At 74.6% G+C, this 19963-nt stretch carries 20 protein-coding genes; 10 read left to right on the top strand and 10 right to left on the bottom strand.

Annotated features, from left to right (window positions below; translation table 11 throughout):
- Positions 1-102 precede the first annotated feature (102 nt).
- The 4 genes from FRADC12_RS27180 to FRADC12_RS27165 all read left to right on the top strand — a co-directional run bounded on the left by FRADC12_RS27180 (position 103) and on the right by FRADC12_RS27165 (position 4019).
- Positions 103-897, top strand: a complete 795-nt coding sequence (locus tag FRADC12_RS27180; RefSeq protein ID WP_198153061.1) for an SHOCT domain-containing protein — start codon at positions 103-105, stop codon at positions 895-897.
- 74 nt (positions 898-971) lie between these two features.
- Positions 972-1520 carry a hypothetical protein gene (locus FRADC12_RS27175; protein WP_198153060.1) on the top strand — a complete coding sequence of 183 codons (549 nt, stop codon included), beginning with the start codon at positions 972-974 and terminating at the stop codon, positions 1518-1520.
- 309 nt (positions 1521-1829) lie between these two features.
- Positions 1830-3188: an MFS transporter gene (locus tag FRADC12_RS27170; RefSeq protein WP_045878749.1), complete on the top strand. Its 1359-nt coding sequence runs from the start codon at positions 1830-1832 to the stop codon at positions 3186-3188.
- A gap of 351 nt (positions 3189-3539) precedes the next feature.
- A complete protein-coding gene (locus FRADC12_RS27165; protein WP_052711214.1) occupies positions 3540-4019 on the top strand; it encodes an NUDIX hydrolase in 480 nt (159 codons plus the stop codon).
- A 128-nt stretch (positions 4020-4147) separates the two neighbouring features.
- On the opposite strand, the gene FRADC12_RS27160 is transcribed toward FRADC12_RS27165, so the two are convergent.
- Positions 4148-4366, bottom strand: a complete 219-nt coding sequence (locus tag FRADC12_RS27160) for a hypothetical protein (RefSeq protein ID WP_045880311.1) — start codon at positions 4364-4366, stop codon at positions 4148-4150.
- 107 nt (positions 4367-4473) lie between these two features.
- Positions 4474-5229, bottom strand: a complete 756-nt coding sequence (locus FRADC12_RS27155) for an AAA family ATPase (protein WP_157489077.1) — start codon at positions 5227-5229, stop codon at positions 4474-4476.
- A gap of 125 nt (positions 5230-5354) precedes the next feature.
- Between FRADC12_RS27155 and FRADC12_RS35255 the strand changes: the two genes are divergently transcribed.
- On the top strand, positions 5355-5699 hold the full coding sequence (locus tag FRADC12_RS35255) for a hypothetical protein (protein ID WP_232304078.1): 345 nt from the start codon (positions 5355-5357) through the stop codon (positions 5697-5699).
- Here FRADC12_RS35255 and glmS read toward each other — a convergent pair.
- The 8 genes from glmS to FRADC12_RS27115 form a co-directional block, all read right to left on the bottom strand.
- Positions 5624-7450 (bottom strand): glutamine--fructose-6-phosphate transaminase (isomerizing), encoded by a 1827-nt coding sequence (glmS, locus tag FRADC12_RS27150; protein ID WP_045878747.1) that lies wholly within the window; start codon positions 7448-7450, stop codon positions 5624-5626. The two genes, FRADC12_RS35255 and glmS, sit on opposite strands and share 76 nt — an antisense overlap.
- Before the next feature lie 38 nt (positions 7451-7488).
- The gene (locus FRADC12_RS27145; protein WP_084011221.1) at positions 7489-7767 is read right to left on the bottom strand and encodes a hypothetical protein; all 279 of its coding nucleotides are present in this window, start codon (positions 7765-7767) and stop codon (positions 7489-7491) included.
- Positions 7768-8036: 269 nt separating this feature from the next.
- A complete protein-coding gene (locus tag FRADC12_RS27140; RefSeq protein WP_045878745.1) occupies positions 8037-8768 on the bottom strand; it encodes a dienelactone hydrolase family protein in 732 nt (243 codons plus the stop codon).
- A gap of 289 nt (positions 8769-9057) precedes the next feature.
- Positions 9058-9513: a VOC family protein gene (locus tag FRADC12_RS27135; protein ID WP_045878744.1), complete on the bottom strand. Its 456-nt coding sequence runs from the start codon at positions 9511-9513 to the stop codon at positions 9058-9060.
- Positions 9514-9563: 50 nt separating this feature from the next.
- Positions 9564-10142 carry a hypothetical protein gene (locus FRADC12_RS27130; RefSeq protein ID WP_045878743.1) on the bottom strand — a complete coding sequence of 193 codons (579 nt, stop codon included), beginning with the start codon at positions 10140-10142 and terminating at the stop codon, positions 9564-9566.
- A 264-nt stretch (positions 10143-10406) separates the two neighbouring features.
- A complete protein-coding gene (locus FRADC12_RS27125; RefSeq protein WP_045878742.1) occupies positions 10407-11417 on the bottom strand; it encodes an NAD-dependent epimerase/dehydratase family protein in 1011 nt (336 codons plus the stop codon).
- 84 nt (positions 11418-11501) lie between these two features.
- Positions 11502-13142: an MTB12 C-terminal domain-containing protein gene (locus FRADC12_RS27120; RefSeq protein ID WP_157489076.1), complete on the bottom strand. Its 1641-nt coding sequence runs from the start codon at positions 13140-13142 to the stop codon at positions 11502-11504.
- Positions 13139-13813, bottom strand: coding sequence for a SigE family RNA polymerase sigma factor (locus FRADC12_RS27115; protein ID WP_045878740.1), 675 nt, complete (start codon positions 13811-13813; stop codon positions 13139-13141). The genes FRADC12_RS27120 and FRADC12_RS27115 overlap by 4 nt, the downstream gene beginning before the upstream one ends.
- A gap of 211 nt (positions 13814-14024) precedes the next feature.
- On the opposite strand from FRADC12_RS27115, the gene FRADC12_RS27110 reads away from it, so the two are divergent.
- The 5 genes from FRADC12_RS27110 (at position 14025) to FRADC12_RS27085 (ending at position 19870) form a co-directional block, all read left to right on the top strand.
- Positions 14025-15182, top strand: coding sequence for a phosphotransferase family protein (locus tag FRADC12_RS27110; RefSeq protein WP_052711212.1), 1158 nt, complete (start codon positions 14025-14027; stop codon positions 15180-15182).
- 89 nt (positions 15183-15271) lie between these two features.
- Positions 15272-16366: an Rv3169 family protein gene (locus FRADC12_RS27105; RefSeq protein WP_045878738.1), complete on the top strand. Its 1095-nt coding sequence runs from the start codon at positions 15272-15274 to the stop codon at positions 16364-16366.
- A 177-nt stretch (positions 16367-16543) separates the two neighbouring features.
- Entirely contained in the window at positions 16544-16876 is a 333-nt protein-coding gene (locus tag FRADC12_RS27100; RefSeq protein ID WP_045878737.1) for a YnfA family protein, read from the top strand.
- A gap of 718 nt (positions 16877-17594) precedes the next feature.
- Complete coding sequence (locus FRADC12_RS27090) at positions 17595-18611, top strand: ABC transporter ATP-binding protein (protein WP_045878735.1); 1017 nt, start codon at positions 17595-17597, stop codon at positions 18609-18611.
- Positions 18608-19870: an ABC transporter permease gene (locus FRADC12_RS27085; protein ID WP_045878734.1), complete on the top strand. Its 1263-nt coding sequence runs from the start codon at positions 18608-18610 to the stop codon at positions 19868-19870. The genes FRADC12_RS27090 and FRADC12_RS27085 overlap by 4 nt, the downstream gene beginning before the upstream one ends.
- The last annotated feature ends 93 nt before the right edge of the window (positions 19871-19963 follow it).

Raw genomic sequence — 19963 nt, 5'->3', positions numbered from 1 at the left:
CGCCGCTGGCCGCCGGGGCGCGGAAACGGCGTTGACGTGATGATCTGGACGCTGTGGCCCTAGCCTTAGCGGGGCAGGTGTCGAACCACGGGGGGAGTCATCGTGCGCGAGCTGACTAGCCAGGGCGAGCGAGCGGTCGCGGGTCTCGCCGCCCGCTACGGCGTCAGCACCGACGCGGTGCGCGTCATGCTGGAGGCGGTCCGGCGGGGCAACGGCACCATGGCGCAGTTCTCCCACCCCGAGCTCGGCGGGCGCGGGCAGTGGATGGCCGGCGGCCTGACGATGGTCGGCGACATGTTCAACGACCGGCTGAAGGCAACGGTCAGCGGACTGGCGAGCGACCTGGCGAGCCTGCTGGCGGCCGCCCCGCTGTACGCGCCCGAACGGGCGGCCGAAGGCTCGCCCAGCCCGGTGCACCAGGCGAACCTGGACACGTGGTGGCCGCCGGAGCTGGGCCGGCCGGGTTCCAGCGGCGGCCAGAACGACTCCCGGTACGCGGTCTTCCCACAGGTACGCCGGCTGGCGGTGCGCGGCGGCGACGGGGCGCTGCGCGTCTACGACACGCTCGACCACGCCATCGGCGGCGTACAACAGCAACAGGGTGCCCAGCCCGGCTCCCTGGAGTTCACCAGCCAGCACGGCACCTTCACCGTCGAGACCCTCCCGCTGGTGGGCCACGCCACCACGGCACCGCCAGCCCCCGAACCCGCCACCGTCACGGCGCCCGCGGACCCCCAGCCAGCCGAGCCCACCGCGCCGGCACCGGCCGTCGCGACCGGGACTGACGCCGACGCGGTGCTCGCGACCCTCGACCGGCTCGGCGACCTGCACCAGCGCGGCGTCCTGACCGACGAGGAGTTCGCCACGAAGAAGGCCGAGCTGCTCGCCCGCCTCTAAGCCACGCGGCCGGCGACGGATGGTTGGCGGAAGGCCGACAGGGAGACCTGGACACAGTGAACGCTGACGTACTGGTGCCACTGCTGGTCCCAGTGATCACCGGCCTCGTCGGCGCGTCCGGCATCGCGCTTCGGGACAGGATGCTTCGTCGGGACCGCGTGAACGAACGCAGGGAGGCGCTGAGCAGCGCCACCGCCGAGGTTCTCTTCGTCTCCGAGTGGTGGAAGGCGCGGCAGCTGGCGGGCGTGTCCACGGAATCGACCGACGAGGCGGGACTGCGAGCCAGCGCCAAGCTGGAGGAGGTGTGGGAAAACGTGCAGGCCACGCGGCCGCCCGACCCTCCGCCTACTGCGGCGGTGTGGCGCCGGCTTCTGCTCGTCATCCCCTTGGCGGGGTGGCGGGCGGCTGCCCTGCGTGTCCTTTTCTATACCTGCCTGTTCGCTCTGTCGTTGGTGGTGGTCAGCACCATCTTCAAAGTGGCCTCTCCCGGCAGCTCCGACGAGGCCCTGTCCGACGACACCATCCTGCTGATCATTTTCTCGTTGCCCGCGCTCGTACTCCGCTTCCTGGCTGTTTCCGCGGATCAGCATGCGAGAACGCGACGGCCGTCCTCGGCGGCCTGAAGCGAGAGAGACCCGGCCCGCGGCCCCTACGGGACCGTCCCGCTGAACGGCACCGGAACCCGCACGCTGGCACCGCACGCCGTTCTCGCGGGAACAGGAGCCGACCGTGGCCACGTCACCCGGGTTGGCCTCTCGGCCATCCTGTGGTGGGCCTCCCCCGAGGAGACCAAACCCATGCCGGCGCCCGTCCGACGCGGATTCGAGGCAACGTGGGGGAATGACACACCACGCGCCGGGCCCTGACCGGCCCGCGACCAGCCCAGGGCCGGCCTCCACCACCGGCGGGACGGCGCGCGAAGCCACTGCCTCATGACCCCGACGACGTCGCCGGCCGACGGGCCCGGCGGACCTCGTGGGCGGCTGAGCCGGCTGGCGGTCGACACCCGGCCGCTCGCGATTCCCGCGTTCCGTCGGACGTTCCTCGGCCAGGGCACCGCGATCATCGGGACGATGGTCACGGAGGTCACCGCGCCGGTCCAGATCTACGACATCTCGGGCTCGTCGTTCGCGGTCGGCCTGGCCGGGCTGGTGGGCCTGGTCCCGATGGTCGTGTTCGGCCTGTACGGCGGGGCGGTCGCCGACGCGGTCGACCGGCGCACGCTCTACCTGGCGTCGTCGTTGCTCACCTGGGCGGTCACGCTCGTCCTGCTGGCGCAGAGCCTGCTCGGGGCGCGGTCCGTCGGGCTGATCCTCGGCCTCGTCGCGGTCCAGGCGGCGGGTTTCGCGGTGTCCTCGTCGACCCGGGGCGCGGTCGTGCCCGCGCTTGTCCCCGTCGGCCTGGTTCCCGCGGCGAACTCGTTGAACTACACGGCGACCACGGTCGGGGCTGTGATCGGGCCGCTCGTCGCCGGCCTGCTGCTCGGCTTCGACCACGGGTTCAGCTATGCCTACGGCGCCGACGCGGTCCTGTTCACCGCCGCGCTGTACTCGACGTTCCGGCTGCCGTCGCTGCGCCCGGAGGGGGCGGCCGGGCGGCCGGGGCTGCGGTCCGTGCTCGACGGGCTGCGGTTCATCGGCGGGAACCCGGTGCTGCTGATGTCGTTCGTGGTGGACATCGCCGCGATGGTGCTGGCGATGCCGCGGGCGCTGTTCCCCGAGGCGGCCGCGACCCGGTTCCACGGCGGCGTCGGCCTGCTGTACTCGGCGATCGCCCTCGGGTCGGTGCTGGCCGGGCTGAGCAGCGGCTGGATCGGCCGGGTGCGCCGCCAGGGCGTCGTCCTGACGGTGGCGGTCGTCGGCTGGGCCACGGCGATCAGCCTGGCGGGGTTCGCGCACGTCTACTGGCTCGCGATCGTGCTGCTGGCCCTCGCCGGTGCCGCCGACCTGATCAGCGCCGTCTGCCGGCAGACGATCCTGCAGACCTACGTGCCCGACAACATGCGGGGCCGCCTGCAGGGCGTGTTCACGGTCGTCGTCGCCGGCGGCCCGCGGCTCGGGGACCTGCGGGCCGGTGTGATGGCCGCCGCGACGACGCTGACCATCGCCTGGTCGGGCTCGGCGATCCTGTGCGTCGTCCTCGTGCTGGCCGCCGCCGTCGCGGTGCGCCCGTTCTGGCGCTACGACACCGCCGCCGCGACAGCGGACGACGCCCCGGCGCAAGGCGCGGTACCACCGCCCGCCCGTCCCGCGGGCGCGCCGGACCGGATCGGGACGGGCCTGGGCGCCTGACGCCGCCGAGACGGCGGTGCCGCAGGCGGCGGGGCCAGTCACGGACGGGGCGAGGACCGGCTGGCCCGCGTCCGCGGCCCGCACCGCCCGGATCAGCTCGTCGCGCCGGGCGTCCTTGAGCAGGTAGCCGGTGGCGCCGGCCTCGATCGCGGCGACGACGTCGCGGTCGGTGACGAAGGTCGTCAGGACCAGCACCCGGGCCGGGTTCCCACGCTCCCCCATCCACCGATCGGTCGATGCCCGCGGCCCGCTCCGCCTGTCGCCCGGGTGGGCGGGCTGTCACGATCGGGGCAGGGCGGGCCCGCCCGACGGGAGGCTCGCCGCGGCGTGGACTGGGTGGAGGGGAACAGGGTGGGCGAGGTGGCAGAGAACGCGGACGGCGCCGAGGTCCGGGCGGCCGGCGGGGTGGTGTGGCGGCCGGCGCCGGGCGGCGGCGTCGAGATCGTGCTGGTGCACCGTCCGAGGTATGACGACTGGTCGCTGCCCAAGGGAAAGGTCGAGCCCGGTGAGACGTGGCTTGCGGCGGCCGTCCGGGAGATCGACGAGGAGACCGGTTTCGCCGTCGCGGTCGGCGCGCTGCTCGGGGACGTGACCTACCCGGTCGGCCGGCACGGGCCCGCGGCCGCGACGTCGGCGACGAAGGTCGTGCGCTACTGGGCGCTGCGCGCGACCGGGGGTGCGTTCACCCCGAACCACGAGGTCGACGACCTGCGCTGGCTGCCCCCGGGCCAGGCGCTGGGACTGCTGTCCTACGACCTCGACCGGGACGTCGTGGGCCGGTTCGTCGCGACCGACACCGGCGGCCCGGACGGGTCGGGTGACAGCACGTGACCGGTTCGGAGGCGGGTTCCGAGGTGGGTGGGCCGCCGTTCGTCGAGGCCAGGTACCCGGGGTGATCGTCGCGAGGTCGGTGGGGACAGCGACCACGGGGTGTCCGGGTCCTCGCGCCGGCCGGCGAGCTACGCGCCGCGTTCGGCGGCGAACCGGGCCGCGGCCTGGTCGCGCCAGCGGTGCGGCAGGACCTGCGCGCCGCGGCTGACCGCGACCGACACGGCGGTGGTGAACCGCAGCACGTCGACGATCACGACGACGCCGCCGCCGGGCGCGAGCGCGGCGAGGTCGTCGGGGCCCCAGCCGGACCGGACCGCGAACGGCGCCTGGTCGGTGAACGGGCCCACCTGCTCATGATGCGCGCCTCCCCCGGCCCGCGGGCCGGGTTCGCCGTGAACCTGGACACCGTGACGGGCAGGCCCGCCGGCCCGGCCGCCGGCGACGGGACCGGACGTCAGTCCTCGGCGAGCAGGTGACGCAGGTAGCGGTCCGGGGCGGCGAGGAAGTCGCGGGTCATCCGGACCGGCAGCGCGTCGTCGTAGCCGACCGTGCCGACCGCGCCGTCGGCGCCGATCTCGTAGATCGTCGCGCCGGGCAGCGCGAGCAGGACAGGCGAGTGGGTCGCGACGACGAGCTGGCTGCCGGCGGCGACCAGGTCAGCGAACCGGGCCAGCAGCGCCATCGCGCCGCGCACCGAGAGGGCTGCCTCCGGCTCGTCGAGGATGTACAGCCCGTCGGGGCCGAACCGGTGGGTGGCCAGGTCCAGGAACGACTCGCCGTGGGACCGCTCGTGCGGGGAGACCCCGCCGTAGGAGCCCAGCAGCCGCGTCGGCCCGTCGCGGTCGAGGCGTTCGATCTCGGTGGCGACGTTGTAATAGGACTCGGCGCGCAGGAAGAAGCCGGTGCGTGGCTTGCGGACCTCCCAGTGCAGCACCAGGTGGTCGCCGAGCGCGGACTCGGTGGCGCGGGTCGCGAACCGGAAGTTCTGGCTGCCGCCCTCCGGGTTGAACCCCGCGGCGACGGCGATCGCCTCGACGAGCGTCGACTTGCCAGTGCCGTTGTCCCCCACCAGGAACGTCACGCCGGCGCCGAGGCGCAGCCCGCCCGCGCGGGCCAGCCAGGCGACCGCGGGAAGGCCGAACGGGTAGCCGGCCGCCCCCGACGGCGCCGGCAGCCGCACGTCCCGGATGAACCGCCGCTCGGTCGCCACCCCCCGATCCTCCCGGGGACCGGCCCCAGTCCACAACGCAGCCGTCGGTCTCCCCGAGGGACAGACAGCCGCGACTGCACAGCCAGAACTGGACAGTCTGGACTGTCGGTCTTAGGGCGGCTCCCGTGGCTGACACGCTCAGGGGCGACGAGGCGGGTGGCGCGGCCCTCGCCGACTCGGCGGTGACGGCGGCGCGGGACGTGCGCGTCGTGATCGGCCGGCTGCGCCGCCGGCTGCGCGAGGTCGCCGACGGCACCACCGGCGGCGAGCTGTCCCCTTCCCAGGCCTCCGTTGAGCCCCCCGTGTGCGGGGCCCGCCGGCCGGGCCCCGCACACGGCCGCGCCGGCGCGCCCTCGCGGCCGGCGGGTGGGGCCGCGCCCGTGGCCCGACGGGCCTACTCGACGGTGACCGACTTGGCGAGGTTGCGCGGGCGGTCGACGTCGTGGCCGAGCGTGACGGCGGCGTGGTAGGCGAACAGCTGCAACGGGATCCCGAGCAGGATCGGGTCGAGCTCGGGCTCGTTGCGCGGCACGACAAGGACCTCGTCGGCGACGGCGGCGAGCGCCCGGTCGTGGCCCACGACGAGGACCCGGCCGTCGCGGGCCCTGACCTCGGCGATCGTCCCCAGGTTCTTCTCGCGCAGCTCGTCGTCCGGCACGACGGCGACGACCGGCCGGTCCGGCGACACCAGGGCGAGCGGCCCGTGCTTGAGCTCGGACGCCGGGTAGGCCTCGGCGTGGATGTAGGCGACCTCCTTGAGCTTCAGCGCCCCCTCGGCGGCGACGACCGAGCCGCGGACCCGGCCGACGTAGAGCATCCCGCTGTACGCCGACCAGCGGGCGGCGACCGCGGCGACGTCGTCCTGCCCTGCCAGGATCTCGGCGATCTGCCCGGGCAGTGCCCGCAGCCCGCCGATGAGACGGCGCCCGTCGGCGGGTGAGAGGTCCCGCACCCGGCCCAGGTGCAGCGCCAGCAGCGCGAACGCGACCGCCGTCGCCGTGTACGTCTTCGTCGAGGTCACCGACACCTCCGGGCCCGCGTGCAGGTAGATCCCGCTGCCGGCCGCCCGCGCGATCGCGCTGCCGACGACCCCGACGACCCCGACGACCCGGCCGCCCTTGCGCTGGACCTCCTGGACGGCGGCGAGGGTGTCGTACGTCTCGCCGGACTGGCTGACCGCGACGTAGAGCGTGTCGGGCTCGATCAGCGGGTTGCGGTAGCGGAACTCCGCCGCGGGCTCGGCGACCGCCGGGATCCGGGCGACCTCCTCGATGAGCTGCGCCCCGAGCCGCCCGGCAAGGTAGGCCGAACCGGCGCCGAGGATGACGACGCGACGGACCGCGCGGGCGTCGCGCGGGGACAGGTCGAGGCCCCCGAGGTGCGCGGTCGCGAACCGGTCCTCGATCCGCCCGCTGATCGCCCGTTCGACGGCGGCCGGCTGCTCGTGGATCTCCTTGTGCATCCAGTGCCGGTAGGAGCCGAGCTCGTAGGCCATCGGCGCGACGTCGACGACCTCGGCCGCCCGGCTGGTCAGGGCGCCGTCGCGGCGGACCTCGTAGCCGCCGGCGCGCAGCGTCGCCAGGTCGCCGTCCTCCAGGTGCACGACCTGGCGGGTGTGCGCGACCAGCGCGGACAGGTCGGACACGGCGAGGACCTCCCGCTCGCCGACGCCGAGCAGCAGCGGGCTGCCGTTGCGGGCGACGACCACCTCCCCCGGGTGCGCCGCGTCGAGGACCGCGATCCCGTAGGTACCGGCGATCTGGCCGAGCGCGACCCGGACCGCGTTCGCCAGGTCCGGCTCACCGGCCGCGAGCTCCCGGCCGATCAGGTGGGCGAGGACCTCGGTGTCGGTGTCGGAGGTCAGGACGACGCCGTCCGCGGTCAGTCTGGCGCGCAGCTCCACGGCGTTCTCGATGATGCCGTTGTGGACGAGGGCGACCCGGCCCGCCGCGTCCAGGTGCGGGTGGGCGTTGCGGTCACTCGGCGCGCCGTGGGTCGCCCACCGGGTGTGCGCGATCGCGGTCGTCGCGGTGAGCCGCTTCGGCAGCCGCGCGGCCAGGTCGTCGACCCGCCCGGCGGCCCGGTGGACGGTCAGCCCGCCGTCCTTCGCCGGGATCGCGAGGCCCGCCGAGTCGTAGCCGCGGTACTCCAGCCGGCGCAGCCCGTCGACGACGAGCGGGACGGCGGGGCGGCGGCCGACGTAGGCGACGATTCCGCACATGAACAGCTCCGTTCTGGCCAGCCGGTCGGGCTGGACGGTCAGCCGTAGACGACGCGGCGCAGCTGGCGCGGCGTGCGCGGCTCGACGCGGAAGCGGTGCTCGGGCAGCTCCCGGCCGATCCGCTCGAAGATCGCGTCGTTCGTGAGGCCCCGGCGGCGCAGCTCCCCGTGCCGCCGGCGCACCCACGCGTCCGGCGCCTCGTCGTAGTACGCCAGCACGTCCGCGACGACCCGGGCCGCCTCGGCGGCGGTCAGGTCCGTCGTGCGGGCCAGGTGGTGGACCAGGTCGGCGGGCAGCGGCACGGGCACAGCGCCCACAATCGCCCCCAGCCCGCGCGAAGTCCAGTGTCCTGCCCGGAATCGGGCAGGACCCGCGTCCCAACGGCCACCGGCCGGCCCGGCGCGGGGCCAGGCCGGCCGGCGAGGTCAGCTCCGCTGGCCCAGCAGGTGGAGTCGCCGGTGACCGAGCACGGTCCCGATCGGCCGGCACAGTCGTGCGTCTGCCGCCGCCGCTCTTCGAGGGCGGGACCCGCCCTCGAAGAGCGGCGGGCTGGCCGACAGCCGCTGTCGTCCGCTGCGGCCCGGCGTCACTTCAGATGCCGGGCGAAGAACCGGTTGCCGCTGTCCGCCTCGAACTGCGGGACGCCGGTGTGCCCACCCATGTTGGCGTGCAGCGACTTCTCCGTGGAGCCGAAGGCGTCGAACAGGTCCAGGGCCAGCTGCCGGTCGTTTCCCTCGTCGTCCCACTGCAGCAGGACCCGCAGCGGAACGGTGACCTGCCGGGCCTCCGCGAACAGGGCGCGGGGGACGAAGCTCCCGGCGAACAGAACGGCGGCCGAGAGACGCGGCTCGACGACCGCCAGTCGGATGCCGATGGCGATCACCCCTCCCGCGAACCCGACCGGGCCGCCGATCTCGGGCAGCGCGAGCAGGGCGTCCAGGGCGGCCCGCCATTCCGGGACCGCCTGCTCGACCAGCGGGAGAACGAGCCGGTCGACGATCTCGTCGTCGACCGGCTCGCCGGCCGCCAGCGCCCGGCGCAGATCGGCGCGGGCCTGTTCGGCGGCGGGTGAACGGGGCCGGTCGCCGCTGCCGGGGAGCTCGATGGTGGCCGAGGCGAAGCCCTCAGCCGCTCCGTGCCGGGCCCGGGCCACCAGCCGCGGGTACATGGTGCGCAGCCCGCCGGGGTGGCCGAGCAGGATCAGCGGGGCCGGCGCGGACACGGACCCGGGCGTCCACAGGATGCCGGGGATCTCGCCGAGGGTGAAGGTGCGCTCGAGGACACCGTCGTCGAGGCGCTGTTCGAAGGTGAATCGCATGGTCGTGCCTTCCGGGAGTGCTCGTGAACGGCGCTCCCGGACGACCTACCGCCCGACCGTGACCCCGGAGAGGAGCACCCATGTCGATACTGCGTTCACGGGTACCACCTCCTCGTCCTCTCGCACGGCCCCCGGAAAGTAGCAGCGGTCGCCGCGATCCGCCAACGGGTTTTCGCGGAGCCACGGGGCCGGGAAGAAGCGCGCCGCAACGAGTCCCTTGCCCGCACGGCGTCAGCTCACCGGGCAGGCCCGGCGCTGGTTCCCGCTCCGGGCCTGCCTTCAGGCCCGGTCAGGTGGCGCAGAACTCATTGCCCTCGGGGTCGCGCAGCACCCACCAGTGGCCGACGGGACCCTCGTCGAACTCGCGGACCCGGGTCGCCCCGAGCGCCTCCAGCCGGGCGACGAGGGCGTCGCGCCCACCGGGTTCCGCGTGGACGTCCAGGTGCAGCCGGTTCTTGACCGTCTTCGGTTCGGGGACGTCCTGGAACAGCAGCCGGCGGCCTTTCCCGATGCCGCTGACCTCGTCGAACGGGTCGTCGGGGTGGCGGACCGCTGCGTAGCCGCGGAACGTCCGCCGCCCGCCGTGCTCGGTGACCGCCTCCGGGGGCAGCTGCCCGGCGGCCAGCAGCCGGTCGACGAGAACGCTGGGATCCTCGACCGCGTAGCCGAGCGCGGCCGCCCAGAAGTCGGCGAGCGTGGCCGCGTCCCGGCTGTCGACGACGAGCTTCCAGTGCAGAGGCGTCATACGGCCAGTGATACCGCCGCCCTGTGACAGTCCACCGCCGTGCCTGGTGTTCAGAGGCCGCGCAGGGCGGTGCGGGCCATCGCGACGACGGGGTCGCGCGCGGTGGCCGGGGTCTTCGCGGCCGACGTGACGGACAGGTCGAGGACCTGGCTGCCGCGGACCTCGACGACCCAGATCGTCGCGAACGTCATCCCGGCGAGACTGGGTGTCGTGCCGTACCGGGCGGCGTCACCGACCCCGGAGATGTCCTGGGAGGCGCCGCGGCCGTACTCGCTGGCGCTGACGCTGTCGTCGAGTTCCTGACGGGCGGACACCCCGTCACGGCCACCGTCACGGACCCCGACGGTCAGCGCGCCGACCGGCACGAACCCGGCGGTGAACGCGCAGCTCAGGAACGTCTGCCCCTGCTTGGGCGCGGACATGGCGACCGACCGCGGCGCGACCGTGGACCGGCCAGTGAGCCGCTCCACGGCGGGCATGTCAGCCAGGTCGCACGCCGAGCGCGGCAGCCGGAACGCGGCCGCCTCGGACGAGGACGGGACCTGAGCCTGCTCGTCGCCGCTGGAGCAGGCCGCCACGGCGAGCGTCGCGGCCAGCCCGGCCGCGGCCGCCACCCGCTGCGGACCCACAGTCCGCGCCCCCACCGGCCGTGTCCAGACCGGCTGCGTGCGCACCGGTCGTGTTCGCGCGGTCCGCGTTCGCACCGTCCGCGTCCCCACAGGGGCACCTTAACCGGGCCTGATCAGCCGGCGGGAAACCGAGTCGCCCGCCCGACATCGCCACCCATCCTGACCCGGTATGTGCACACTGTCCGCCGCGCTGGGCCAGGACGAGCGCCCTGCCCGCGAGCGCCGGCGACAGCCCGTCGGAGTCGGGAGGGCAGGGGCGGCCGGTCAGCCGGGCAACCCCAGCAGGGCGGCCTCGACGGCCCGGTCGATGCCGACGGGCGCCCGGTCCGGGCGCTGCGGCGGCGGCCCGTCCAGGCCCCGCAGCCACGCCCACGTGTCAGCGGCAGTGTCGGCGACCGGGCGGGCCCGCAGGCCGGCGCCCAGTGCCCGGGTCACGTCGATGCCGTTGACGTAGTCGTACATCTCGCCGGGCGGCAGCCAGATCGGCAGGCCGGTCCACGGCCGGACCCCGGCGGCGAGGATCGCCTCCGGGCCGGTCCAGACCAGCTCGGCGTCCGACCCGGTCGCCGCCACGCAGGCCTCCAGCAGCCCGGCCATCGTCGTATGCCCGGGCGGGCAGACCACGTCGTACGCCCCGCGGCCCCCGGCCGCGGCGGTGTCCAGCAGCCAGCCGGCGAGATCCCGGACGTCGATGAACCGCGTCGGCAGGTCCGCCGGACCAGGCGCCAGGACCCGGCCGCCGCGGGCGACCCGGTTCAGCCACCAGGGCAGCCGGCCGATGTTCTCCCCCGGGCCGAGGATCAGCCCAGGCCGGGCCAGCAGGGTCCGCTCCGCGCCGAACGCGCCCAGCGCGGCGAGCTCACCGCCGCGTTTCATCCGGTTGTAGCCGGCCAGCCCGCCGTCGACCGCGTCGTCCGGGTCACCGTCGACGAGCGGCCCGTCCTCCGCCGCACCCGCCACCCCGGGAAACGCGTACACCGACCGGCTGGAGACGAACGCGAGACACCCGGCCCGCCCGGCGAGCAGCCACGCGGCGTCCCGGACCGCGACCGGCGCCCACGACCAGGTGTCGACGGCGACGTCCCACTCCCCCGCCGCGCCGGCGAGCGCCGCGAGCCCACCCGGCGCGGTGCGGTCACCGCGCAGGACGGTCACGCCGGACGGCGCCGGGTGGCTGCCCCGGTTGAAGACCGTCACGTCCCAGCCGCGGCCCAGCGCGGCCTCGACGACCGCCGTCCCGACGAACTCCGTCCCACCCAGCACCAGAAGCCGCACACCGCGACTATGCCCACCCGCCGCCGCCCGGGAAAGTTCCGCCTGCTGACGGCAGAACACCCCGCCCCGGTGCCGCCGGCCAGGTCAGGCCGGAGGGCAGGCCAGCCCCTGCACCCCGAGCGCGGAGACCGTGGAGCAGTAGCTGTCCCTGCTCACCTTCCAGCCGCCGGACGTGCGGACAGCCGTCGCCACGATGCTGTACTTGTAGGGAAAGGTGTGGTTGAGCAGCGACGGGACGGTCGGGTCGGTGAACGACAGCGTGATGCCCGCGCTGACCGTGTCCGCGCTCTGCCGGTCCAGGCTGGTGACGGTGACCTCGATGGTGTGGCCCAGCTGCGGGAACCGGGCGACGACCTCGTCGCTGACGGCCCGCAGCGCCGGGCCGTCCTGCAGGGCACCGGTGAACTGGGCCGGCGTCACATCGTGGGTGAACACGTCGTGGAACGCCGCCTTCACCGCCACCGCGGTCGCCTCGTCGGGTGGGACCTGCGACCGCATCCCCGGAACCGGCTGCGGGGTGTAGGCCGGGTTCGGCGGCTGCTGGCCGAGCAGCAGCCCCGCGCCGACCTGCCGCAGCGTCGTGAGGTCAGCCGGGGTGTCCCCAGTCGACTCGACCGCGAGCCGGGCCCCACCGGGTGTCACCCAGGTCAGCAGGCCGCCGTACCGGTGGCCGCCGATACTCGACGCCATGGACTGCCCTGCCGTGGCGTTCTGGTCCGTCTCGACGAAAAGGGCCGGCTGGCCGCCGAGCGTCGTCGTCGACACCCGCGTCACGCCCAGCGACGCCCCGTCGCCGCTCAGCGCCTGGGAGAGCTGGCTGTTCGACGACGGATAGTCGGGCTGCCAGGTCACGGTCGCCCACAGGGCGGCCGGCGCGCCGGTAACCGCCGTCGTCGCGGGCGCGCCGGGAAGGACGGCCAGGGCATCGCCGGGGCTCACCGAGACGGTCCCCGGGGCTGACGCCGCCGTACCGAGGGCCGTCCGTGGCGAGCTGAGGGCCGCTGGCGGTGTGGTCGTCAGGTCTGCGCCGGGACCGTAGGACACCGAGCCGCCTGACGTCCCGGCGCACGGCGTGGCCTGCGCGCACGGCGGCGACGGCACGGGTTCGCCGGTCCGTTCCGCGTTGCTCGCGGTCGCCGGGGCCGCGGCGGTCGGGGTGGCCGCGGCGATCGTCGTGAAGTGGCTGATGAACGAGGTCTGGCCGACGAGGTGGGTGGACATGGTCAGCGGCGGCACGGGACCCGAGAGCGACCAGCCGTTCCCGCCGGGTGATACCTGCACGGCCAGGTCAGCGTCATGGCTCATGCCGGCGGGCAGCCAGGTGACCGTCATCCCGCCGAACGTGTGCGCGGGGTGCGCCGCGACCGCAGGGGAGACACCGCCGGCGCCACCCCGGCCCGCCGTCAGGCTCACCGGGACACCGACACCGAGCACAACCGCGACGACCAGCGCCGCGCCGCCGGCGGCCCTCACCCGGGAACGGTGCCGCCGGGCCCGGGCCCGGACCACCTCGGGGAACACCGTGCCGACACCGCGCCGGGGCATCTCGGCCCGCAGCGCCCGCAGCCGCGCCCGCAGCTCCTCCTCGGCCGCGGGCATCAGGTCCCCGTCCGGCGCCGCACACCCGGGCGACACCCCGTAGCCACCATGCGGCCCGGCCGCACCGGAGCCGGGCGAGACCTCCGGCTTCCCCCGCACCCGTCGCCTGCCTGCTCCTGCGCTCACAGCGCCCTCTCCCTCACCGGGTCGGCCGCGTCGAGGTCCGGCGCGCCCAGCGGCGCCGGCCGGGACGCGACACGGCTGTCGTCCCCGGACTCGTTGGTAAGGACATCGAGCCCAGCGGCCCCGGCGCGACCGGGACCGCCGCGCCGGGACGCGGCGAGCGCGTGGACATGTTCGCTGTCGCGCAGCCGGGCCAGGCCGCGGGACGCCTGGGAGCGCACCGACCCGACCGAGCAGCCCAGCGCGGCGGCGACGTCGGCCTCCGACAGGTCATCGAAGTAACGCAGGACCAGCACGGCGCGCTGCCGCGGCGGCAGCGCCCGCAGCGCCCGCACCAGGCCGTCCCGCTGGGACATCCGGTCGGCGTGGTCGACGCCGTCCGCCGCGACGTCGACCACCCACTGGCCGTCGACGACCAGCGGCACCTCGGTGACCCGCGCCCGCAGCCGCCGCCAGCGGCTCGTCGCGCCGTTCACCAGCGCGCGGCGCACATAGGCCTCGGGCCGGCCGTCGGCGATCCGCGCCCAGTGCCGGTAGGTGCGTTCGAACGCGCCCTGTAACAGGTCCTCACCCGTCGCCCAGTCGCCACCGGCGAGCAGGACCGCGCTCAGCAACAGCCGGTCGGCGGCCCCGGCCACGAACGCCTCAAAGGCCAGCTCCTCATCGGCGCGCACCCTCGCCCCCTCCGTGTCTGGCCTGCCCTAGTCGAAACGCGTCCGCCCTCCGCCACGATGAGCCGCCGGGCCGCCCCGGCCCCAGCCGGGTTACGCGGGGGGCGATTGACAGCACGCCGACCGCAGGCTAGAACCAGTTCCAGTTCTGTGGCGTGGCTCACGACCGGGACGGCTGGCGGCCCCACGACGAGCCGCGCGGAAAGGGCTCGCCGTGCAGGCACAGGAACGCGACCCCGAGCTGACCCGCACCCGGCTCGCCGGCTGGCTCACCCCCCGGCTCCCCGGCGCCACCGGCGGCGTCGACCTCGGCCCGCTGGCCAGCCCGGAAGGGCTCGGCTTCTCCAACGAGACCCACCTTTTCGACGCCACCTGGGGCGACGGCGACACCCGGACCACCCGCCGCCTCGTCCTGCGGATCGCCCCGACCGTCTACCAGGTGTTCCTCGAACCACGCTTCGCCGAGCAGTACCAGATCATGGCAGCCCTCACCGGAGCCGACCCCGGCCTGCCCGTCCCCGAACTGCTCGGCTACGAACCCGACGCCACCCTGCTCGGCGCCCCGTTCTTCGTCATGGCCGCCGCCGACGGCCGCGCCCCCAACGACAACCCGCCCTACCACGTCGGCGGCTGGCTGCACGACGTCAACCCCGCCGACCGGGCCGCGATGTGGTGGGCCGGCATCGACATCCTCGCCCGCGTCCACCGCCTCGACCCCGCCACCCTGGACCTCGGCTTCCTCAACAGTGCCGGGCGCGGCCGCACCGGGATCGACCAGCAGCTCGCCTACTACGAACAGATGCTCACCTGGGCCGGCGCCAAGGTGTTCGACACACCCCCCGAACCCCTCGCCACGGCACGCGACTGGCTGCGCGCCCACCAGCCCGACGAACCCGACCCACCCGTCCTGCTCTGGGGCGACGCCCGCATCGGCAACATCCTGTTCGACGAACAGTTCCACCCCACCGCGGTCCTCGACTGGGAGATGGCCGAGCTCGGCGCCCCCGAGACCGACTTCGCCTGGTTCCTGTTCCTCGACCGCCACCACTGCGAAGGCTGCGACGCGCCCCGCCTCGCCGGCTTCCCCACCCGGGCCGAGACCGTCGCCCGCTACGAACAGCTCCTCGGCCGGCCGGTCCGCCACCTCGACTACTACGAGGTCTTCGCCGCCTACCGCTTCGCCGTGATCATGCTGCGCATCCTGGTGACGTTCGTCGAGCTCGGGATGATGGACCCCACCACCGACATGATCACGAACAACACCGTCAGCCGGATGCTCGCCACGCTCCTCGACCTGCCCGCCCCCGGCGCCCCACCCGACCGCGAAACCCCGAGGACCGCTCCCGCGGGAGCCCCCACCGCCGCCGGCTGACCGGGCCAGCCCGCCAGAGCGGCGCCACAGCCGGCCCGGCCTCCTCTGGACGCCCGAACCGTCGCCGCCGACGAACCCCAGGAGCACCCGTGCTGTCGCCGCTCGACGACTACCCCGTCCACCAGACCGCCGCACCGATCCGCCAGGCCGCCACCTCCGACCGCAACTTCTACGACCGCTACTACTTCAACTGCGGCACCCACACCGGCGACACGTTCCTCGTCCTCGGCCTCGGCCAGTACCCGAACCTCGGCACCGCCGACGCGTTCGCCCTGCTGCGCCGCGGCACCGAGCACCGCGTCGTACGCGCCTCCGCAGAACTCGCCGCCGACCGGCTCGACACCACCGTCGGCCCGTTCCGCGTCGAGGTCGTCGAAGGCCTGCGCACCCTGCGGTTCGTCCTCGAACCCAACGACTGGGGCCTGTCCGCCGACCTCACCTTCGACGCCGCCATGCCCGCGACCCTCGAACCCCGCCAGACCATCCGCGGCGCCTCCGACCGGATCATCATCGACGCCTGCCGCCTCGCCCAGACCGGCCGCTGGACCGGCACCTTCACCGTCGACGGGCACACCACCCAGGTCACCCCCGACCGCTGGTGGGGCACCCGCGACCGGTCCTGGGGAATCCGGCCCGTCGGCGAACCCGAACCTCCCGGCCGGCCAGGGGAGTTCCACACCCTTTTCTGGCTCTATCTGCCGATCCAGTTCCCCGACCACTCCGTCATCGTCATCGTGCAGGAGGACGAAGCCGGGAACCGCGCCCTGGAGGAGGCGCTGCTCGTCTGGCCCGAGGCCACCGGCCGGCCCGCCGAACAGCTCGGCCGCCCCGACGTCACCATCACCTTCCGGCCCGGCACCCGCGTCCCGACCGCCGCCGCCATCCGCTTCACCCGCCGCGACGACAAGCTCCCCGAGATCACCGCCGAGGTCCAGCTCACCGCCCACCTCGGAGCCGGCACCGGCTACGGCTTCGACCCCGGCTGGAGGCACGGCATGTACCAGGGGCCGCTGAAAGTCGACGGCGAGACCGTCGAGCTGACCGACCCCGACACCGCCGGCCGCCTCGTCGGCATCACCGACAGCCTCGCCCGCTTCACCCGCGACGGCCAGGTCGGCTACGGCCTGTTCGAGCTCCTCGCCATCGGCCCGCACCGTCCCACTGGCCTCACCGGCTTCCTGTAGAGGGTCGCCGTGGCATCCGCCGAAAATCGGGCCGAGCCGCGACTTCGTCCGCCGCCAGGCCGCCAGCCGCCGGACGGGGTCCGGCGCCCCGCGGCCCGCCCGCCGGCGCGCTCGGTAGCCTCCGACGGGTAGGCGCCCGGCAGCGGGCGCCCCCGCCGAGAAAGCCGCCTGCCTGCCGTGGTCGTCGCCCGCTCCGTCGCCCTGTTCGCCGTCGCCGCCGTCCTCGAGATCGGCGGCGCCTGGCTGGTCTGGCAGACCATCCGCGAACACCGCGGCTGGGGCTACGCCGCCGCCGGCATCGCCTCACTGGCCCTCTACGGCTTCGTCGCCACCCTCCAGCCCGACGGCCACTTCGGCCGCGTCCTCGCCGCCTACGGCGGCATCTTCGTCGCCGGATCGATCCTGTGGGGCGCCCTCGCCGACGGCTACCGCCCCGACCGCTTCGACCTCGCCGGCGCCGCCGTCTGCCTCACCGGCATGGCGGTCATCATGTTCGCCCCCCGCGGCTAAACCTCCGCCCGGCACCTCTCACAGCCCACAGCCCCAGCCGCGTCAGAACAGGAGCATTTCCGTACCCGGGCCGGCACCGGCACGAGGAAACGGACGCCCACCGGGCCACGCCGGACGCGTCCGCTCAGCGGCGCCGCGGCCCCCGGCCAAGCTGGGCCTGACGGGCCGCGAACCGAACCCGCGACGCCCGCTGCCGAGCCTCCCGACAGGCCCGGCACTGCGTGTCCTCAGCCGGCGCCGCACCACACGTCACACACAGCACCACCCCGCCGGCGCCGACCGGCGCCTCCGCGCGGAACTCCTCCACGCCGCGCCGGCAGAAACAGGTCGCGACCGGACCGGCGAGCCCCGCCACCACCCCGTCGGCCCCGCCCACACCGGTCGGCTCCGCACCCGCCCCAACGGGCGTCGCGCAGCACGTCACCCACACCGCCATCGGCCCACCGCCGAAGTGCGCCGCCCAGGCATGACCACACAACGAGCAGCCCACCAGCCCACCAGTCGACGGCACATCAGTCTCGGCCACCCGACCAGTCGACCACGCCGACCGGCCCCCGCGCACCAACGTCGCCAGGATGTCCGCTCCCGCCGCCGGCGCCCGCAACCGCACAATTCCTCCCGCGACCCGGCGACGACCCAGAAGAACGGCGCAAGCACTGGCACGATGGACCACGGCCGGCCGACAACAGGCCCAACCACACAGCCTGGAGGCGCCGCGATGCGCGACGGAGCGCTACAGATCGACGGGCTGTCCAAGCGGTACGGCCACGTCGTCGCGCTGCGGGACATGACCTTCGACGTCCGCGCCGGGGAACTGTTCGGCTTCGTCGGCTCCAACGGCGCCGGCAAGACCACCACCATGCGCATCGTGCTCGGCGTCCTGGCCGCCGACGCCGGCGAGGTCCGCTACGACGGCACCCCGCTCACCATCGACACCCGCCGCCGGATCGGCTACATGCCCGAGGAACGCGGCCTCTACCCCAAGATGCGCGTCGGCGAACAGCTCGAGTACCTCGCCCAGCTGCACGGCATGACCGCCCCCGCCGCCCGCGCCGCCACCCGCGTCTGGGCCGACCGGCTCGACATCGCCCACCGCCTCGACGACGACGTCCAGGCCCTCTCCCTCGGCAACCAGCAACGCGCCCAGCTCGCCGCCGCCCTCGTCCACGACCCGACGGTCCTCGTCCTCGACGAACCGTTCTCCGGCCTCGACCCGATCGCCGTCGACGTCATGAGCGACGTCCTGCGCGAACGCGCCGCCGCCGGGGTCCCCACGGTCCTCTCCTCCCACCAGCTCGACCTCGTCGAACTGCTCTGCGACCGCGTCGGGATCGTCTCCGCCGGAACCATGGTCGCCGTCGGCTCCGTCGACGAGCTCCGCGCCGACGGCGAGTCCGTCCTCGTCATCGACGCTCCCGACGCCCCGACCGGCTGGGCCGACACCCTCCCCGGCGTCCGCACCGCCAGCCGCGACGACCGGGGCCGCACCGAGCTGCGCCTCGCCACCGGCACCGACGACCAGGCCATCCTGCGCGCCGCGCTCGCGACCGGGCCCGTCCGCGAGTTCGCCCACCGCCGCTCCAGCCTCGCCCAGCGCTTCCGCGAGGTCGTCACCCACCAGGCCGGCGAACCCGAACCCCCAACCCGCACCCGAGGCCGACGCGGCCGGCTCATCCCCACCCAGCAGACCTGGCCGGCCCGCCGGACGGACCCCGCGAAGGGCAGCCAGGCGTGAGCGGCACCCGCGACGTCGACCCCGCCGCCCCGGCCGAGCCCACCGAGACCGACCCGGTCCGGCCGCCAGGCTCCGCCCGGGTCCTCTGGCTCGTCGTCCGCCGCGAGGTCACCACCCGGTTCCGCTCCCGCGTCTTCCGGGTCATGACCCCGCTGTTCGTCGTCGCCCTCCTGCTGGGCATCGGCGCCGACGCCCTGTTCAGCGGCGACGGCACGACCCGCGCCACCGTCGGCCTGCTCGCCACCGACGCCCCGACCGCCGCGGCCCTCACCGCCACCGGCAAGGCCAGCGGCCTCGACGTCCACACCGTCACCATCACCGACCCCGCCGACGGCGAACGCCAGGTCCGCGCCGGCACCCTCGACGCCGCCATCACCGCCGCCGACCCGAGCGGACTGCACGTCGTCGTCCGCCACAGCCTCGACGACCTGCCCGCCACCGTGCTGACCGCCGTCGCCCGCCAGCAGGCCCTGCGCACCGAGATCTCCACCCTCGGCGGCGACCCGGCCCAGGTCGAAGACGCCGTCAACGCCGCCGGGATCCACGTCGCCGTCCTGGAACCCACCGACCCCCACGCGAGCTCACGCATCGGCCTCGGTGTGATCACCGGCATCCTCATCTACATCTCACTGATGATCTTCGGGCCGGCCGTCGCCCAGGGCGTCATCGAGGAGAAGTCCAGCCGCGTCGTCGAGCTCCTGCTCGCCACCGTCGGACCCTGGCAGCTCATGGCCGGCAAGGTCGTCGGCATCGGCGCCGTCGCCCTGTTCCAGCTCGCGCTCTACGCCGCCATCGGCGTCCCGTTCGGCCTGCGGACCGGCGTCCTGAACCTGCCCGCCTCGATCGCCGCCAGCTCCGCGCTGTGGTCACTGCTGTGGTTCCTGCTCGGCTTCGGCCTCTACGCCCTGCTGTTCGCCGCCGCCGGCGCGCTCGTCTCCCGCCAGGAGGACGCCGCCGGCGTCACCACCCCACTCGTCATGATGATCATCATCCCGTATGTCGTCGGGATCTCGATCCTGCCCGGCAACCCGCGCTCCACCCTGCTCGCCGTGCTGTCCGTCGTCCCGTTCACCGCCCCGCTGATCATGCCGATGCTCATCGCCGCCGGCACCGCCGCCGGTTGGCAGATCGCCCTCGCCGTCCTCCTCGACGTCGGCGGCATCGCGGCGCTCGTCCGCGTCGCCGGACGCGTCTACGCCGGCGCCGTCCGTCGCGCCGGCAGCCGCGTCCGCCTCATCGAAGCGCTGCGGGCCCGCTGACACAGGGCCGCGGGTAGAGCACGGAGATCGCCTGCGGCGCTTCGACAAGCAACGACAAGGCCGCGCTGTCTGTTGGGGCTGTCTTCAGTCCTT

The organism is Pseudofrankia sp. DC12, from assembly GCF_000966285.1.
Taxonomy (GTDB): Bacteria; Actinomycetota; Actinomycetes; order Frankiales; family Frankiaceae; genus Pseudofrankia.
Note: the sequence above shows the minus strand (reverse complement) of the source record. Positions and strands in the feature narration are given on the sequence as shown.

Bases quoted from the DNA above. Each gene is read 5' to 3' on its own strand.
- FRADC12_RS27170 (WP_045878749.1), top strand. From the start codon at position 1,830: ATGACCCCGACGACGTCGCCGGCCGACGGGCCCGGCGGACCTCGTGGG.
- glmS (WP_045878747.1), bottom strand. From the start codon at position 7,450: ATGTGCGGAATCGTCGCCTACGTCGGCCGCCGCCCCGCCGTCCCGCTC.
- FRADC12_RS27140 (WP_045878745.1), bottom strand. From the start codon at position 8,768: ATGCGATTCACCTTCGAACAGCGCCTCGACGACGGTGTCCTCGAGCGC.
- FRADC12_RS27135 (WP_045878744.1), bottom strand. From the start codon at position 9,513: ATGACGCCTCTGCACTGGAAGCTCGTCGTCGACAGCCGGGACGCGGCC.
- FRADC12_RS27090 (WP_045878735.1), top strand. From the start codon at position 17,595: ATGCGCGACGGAGCGCTACAGATCGACGGGCTGTCCAAGCGGTACGGC.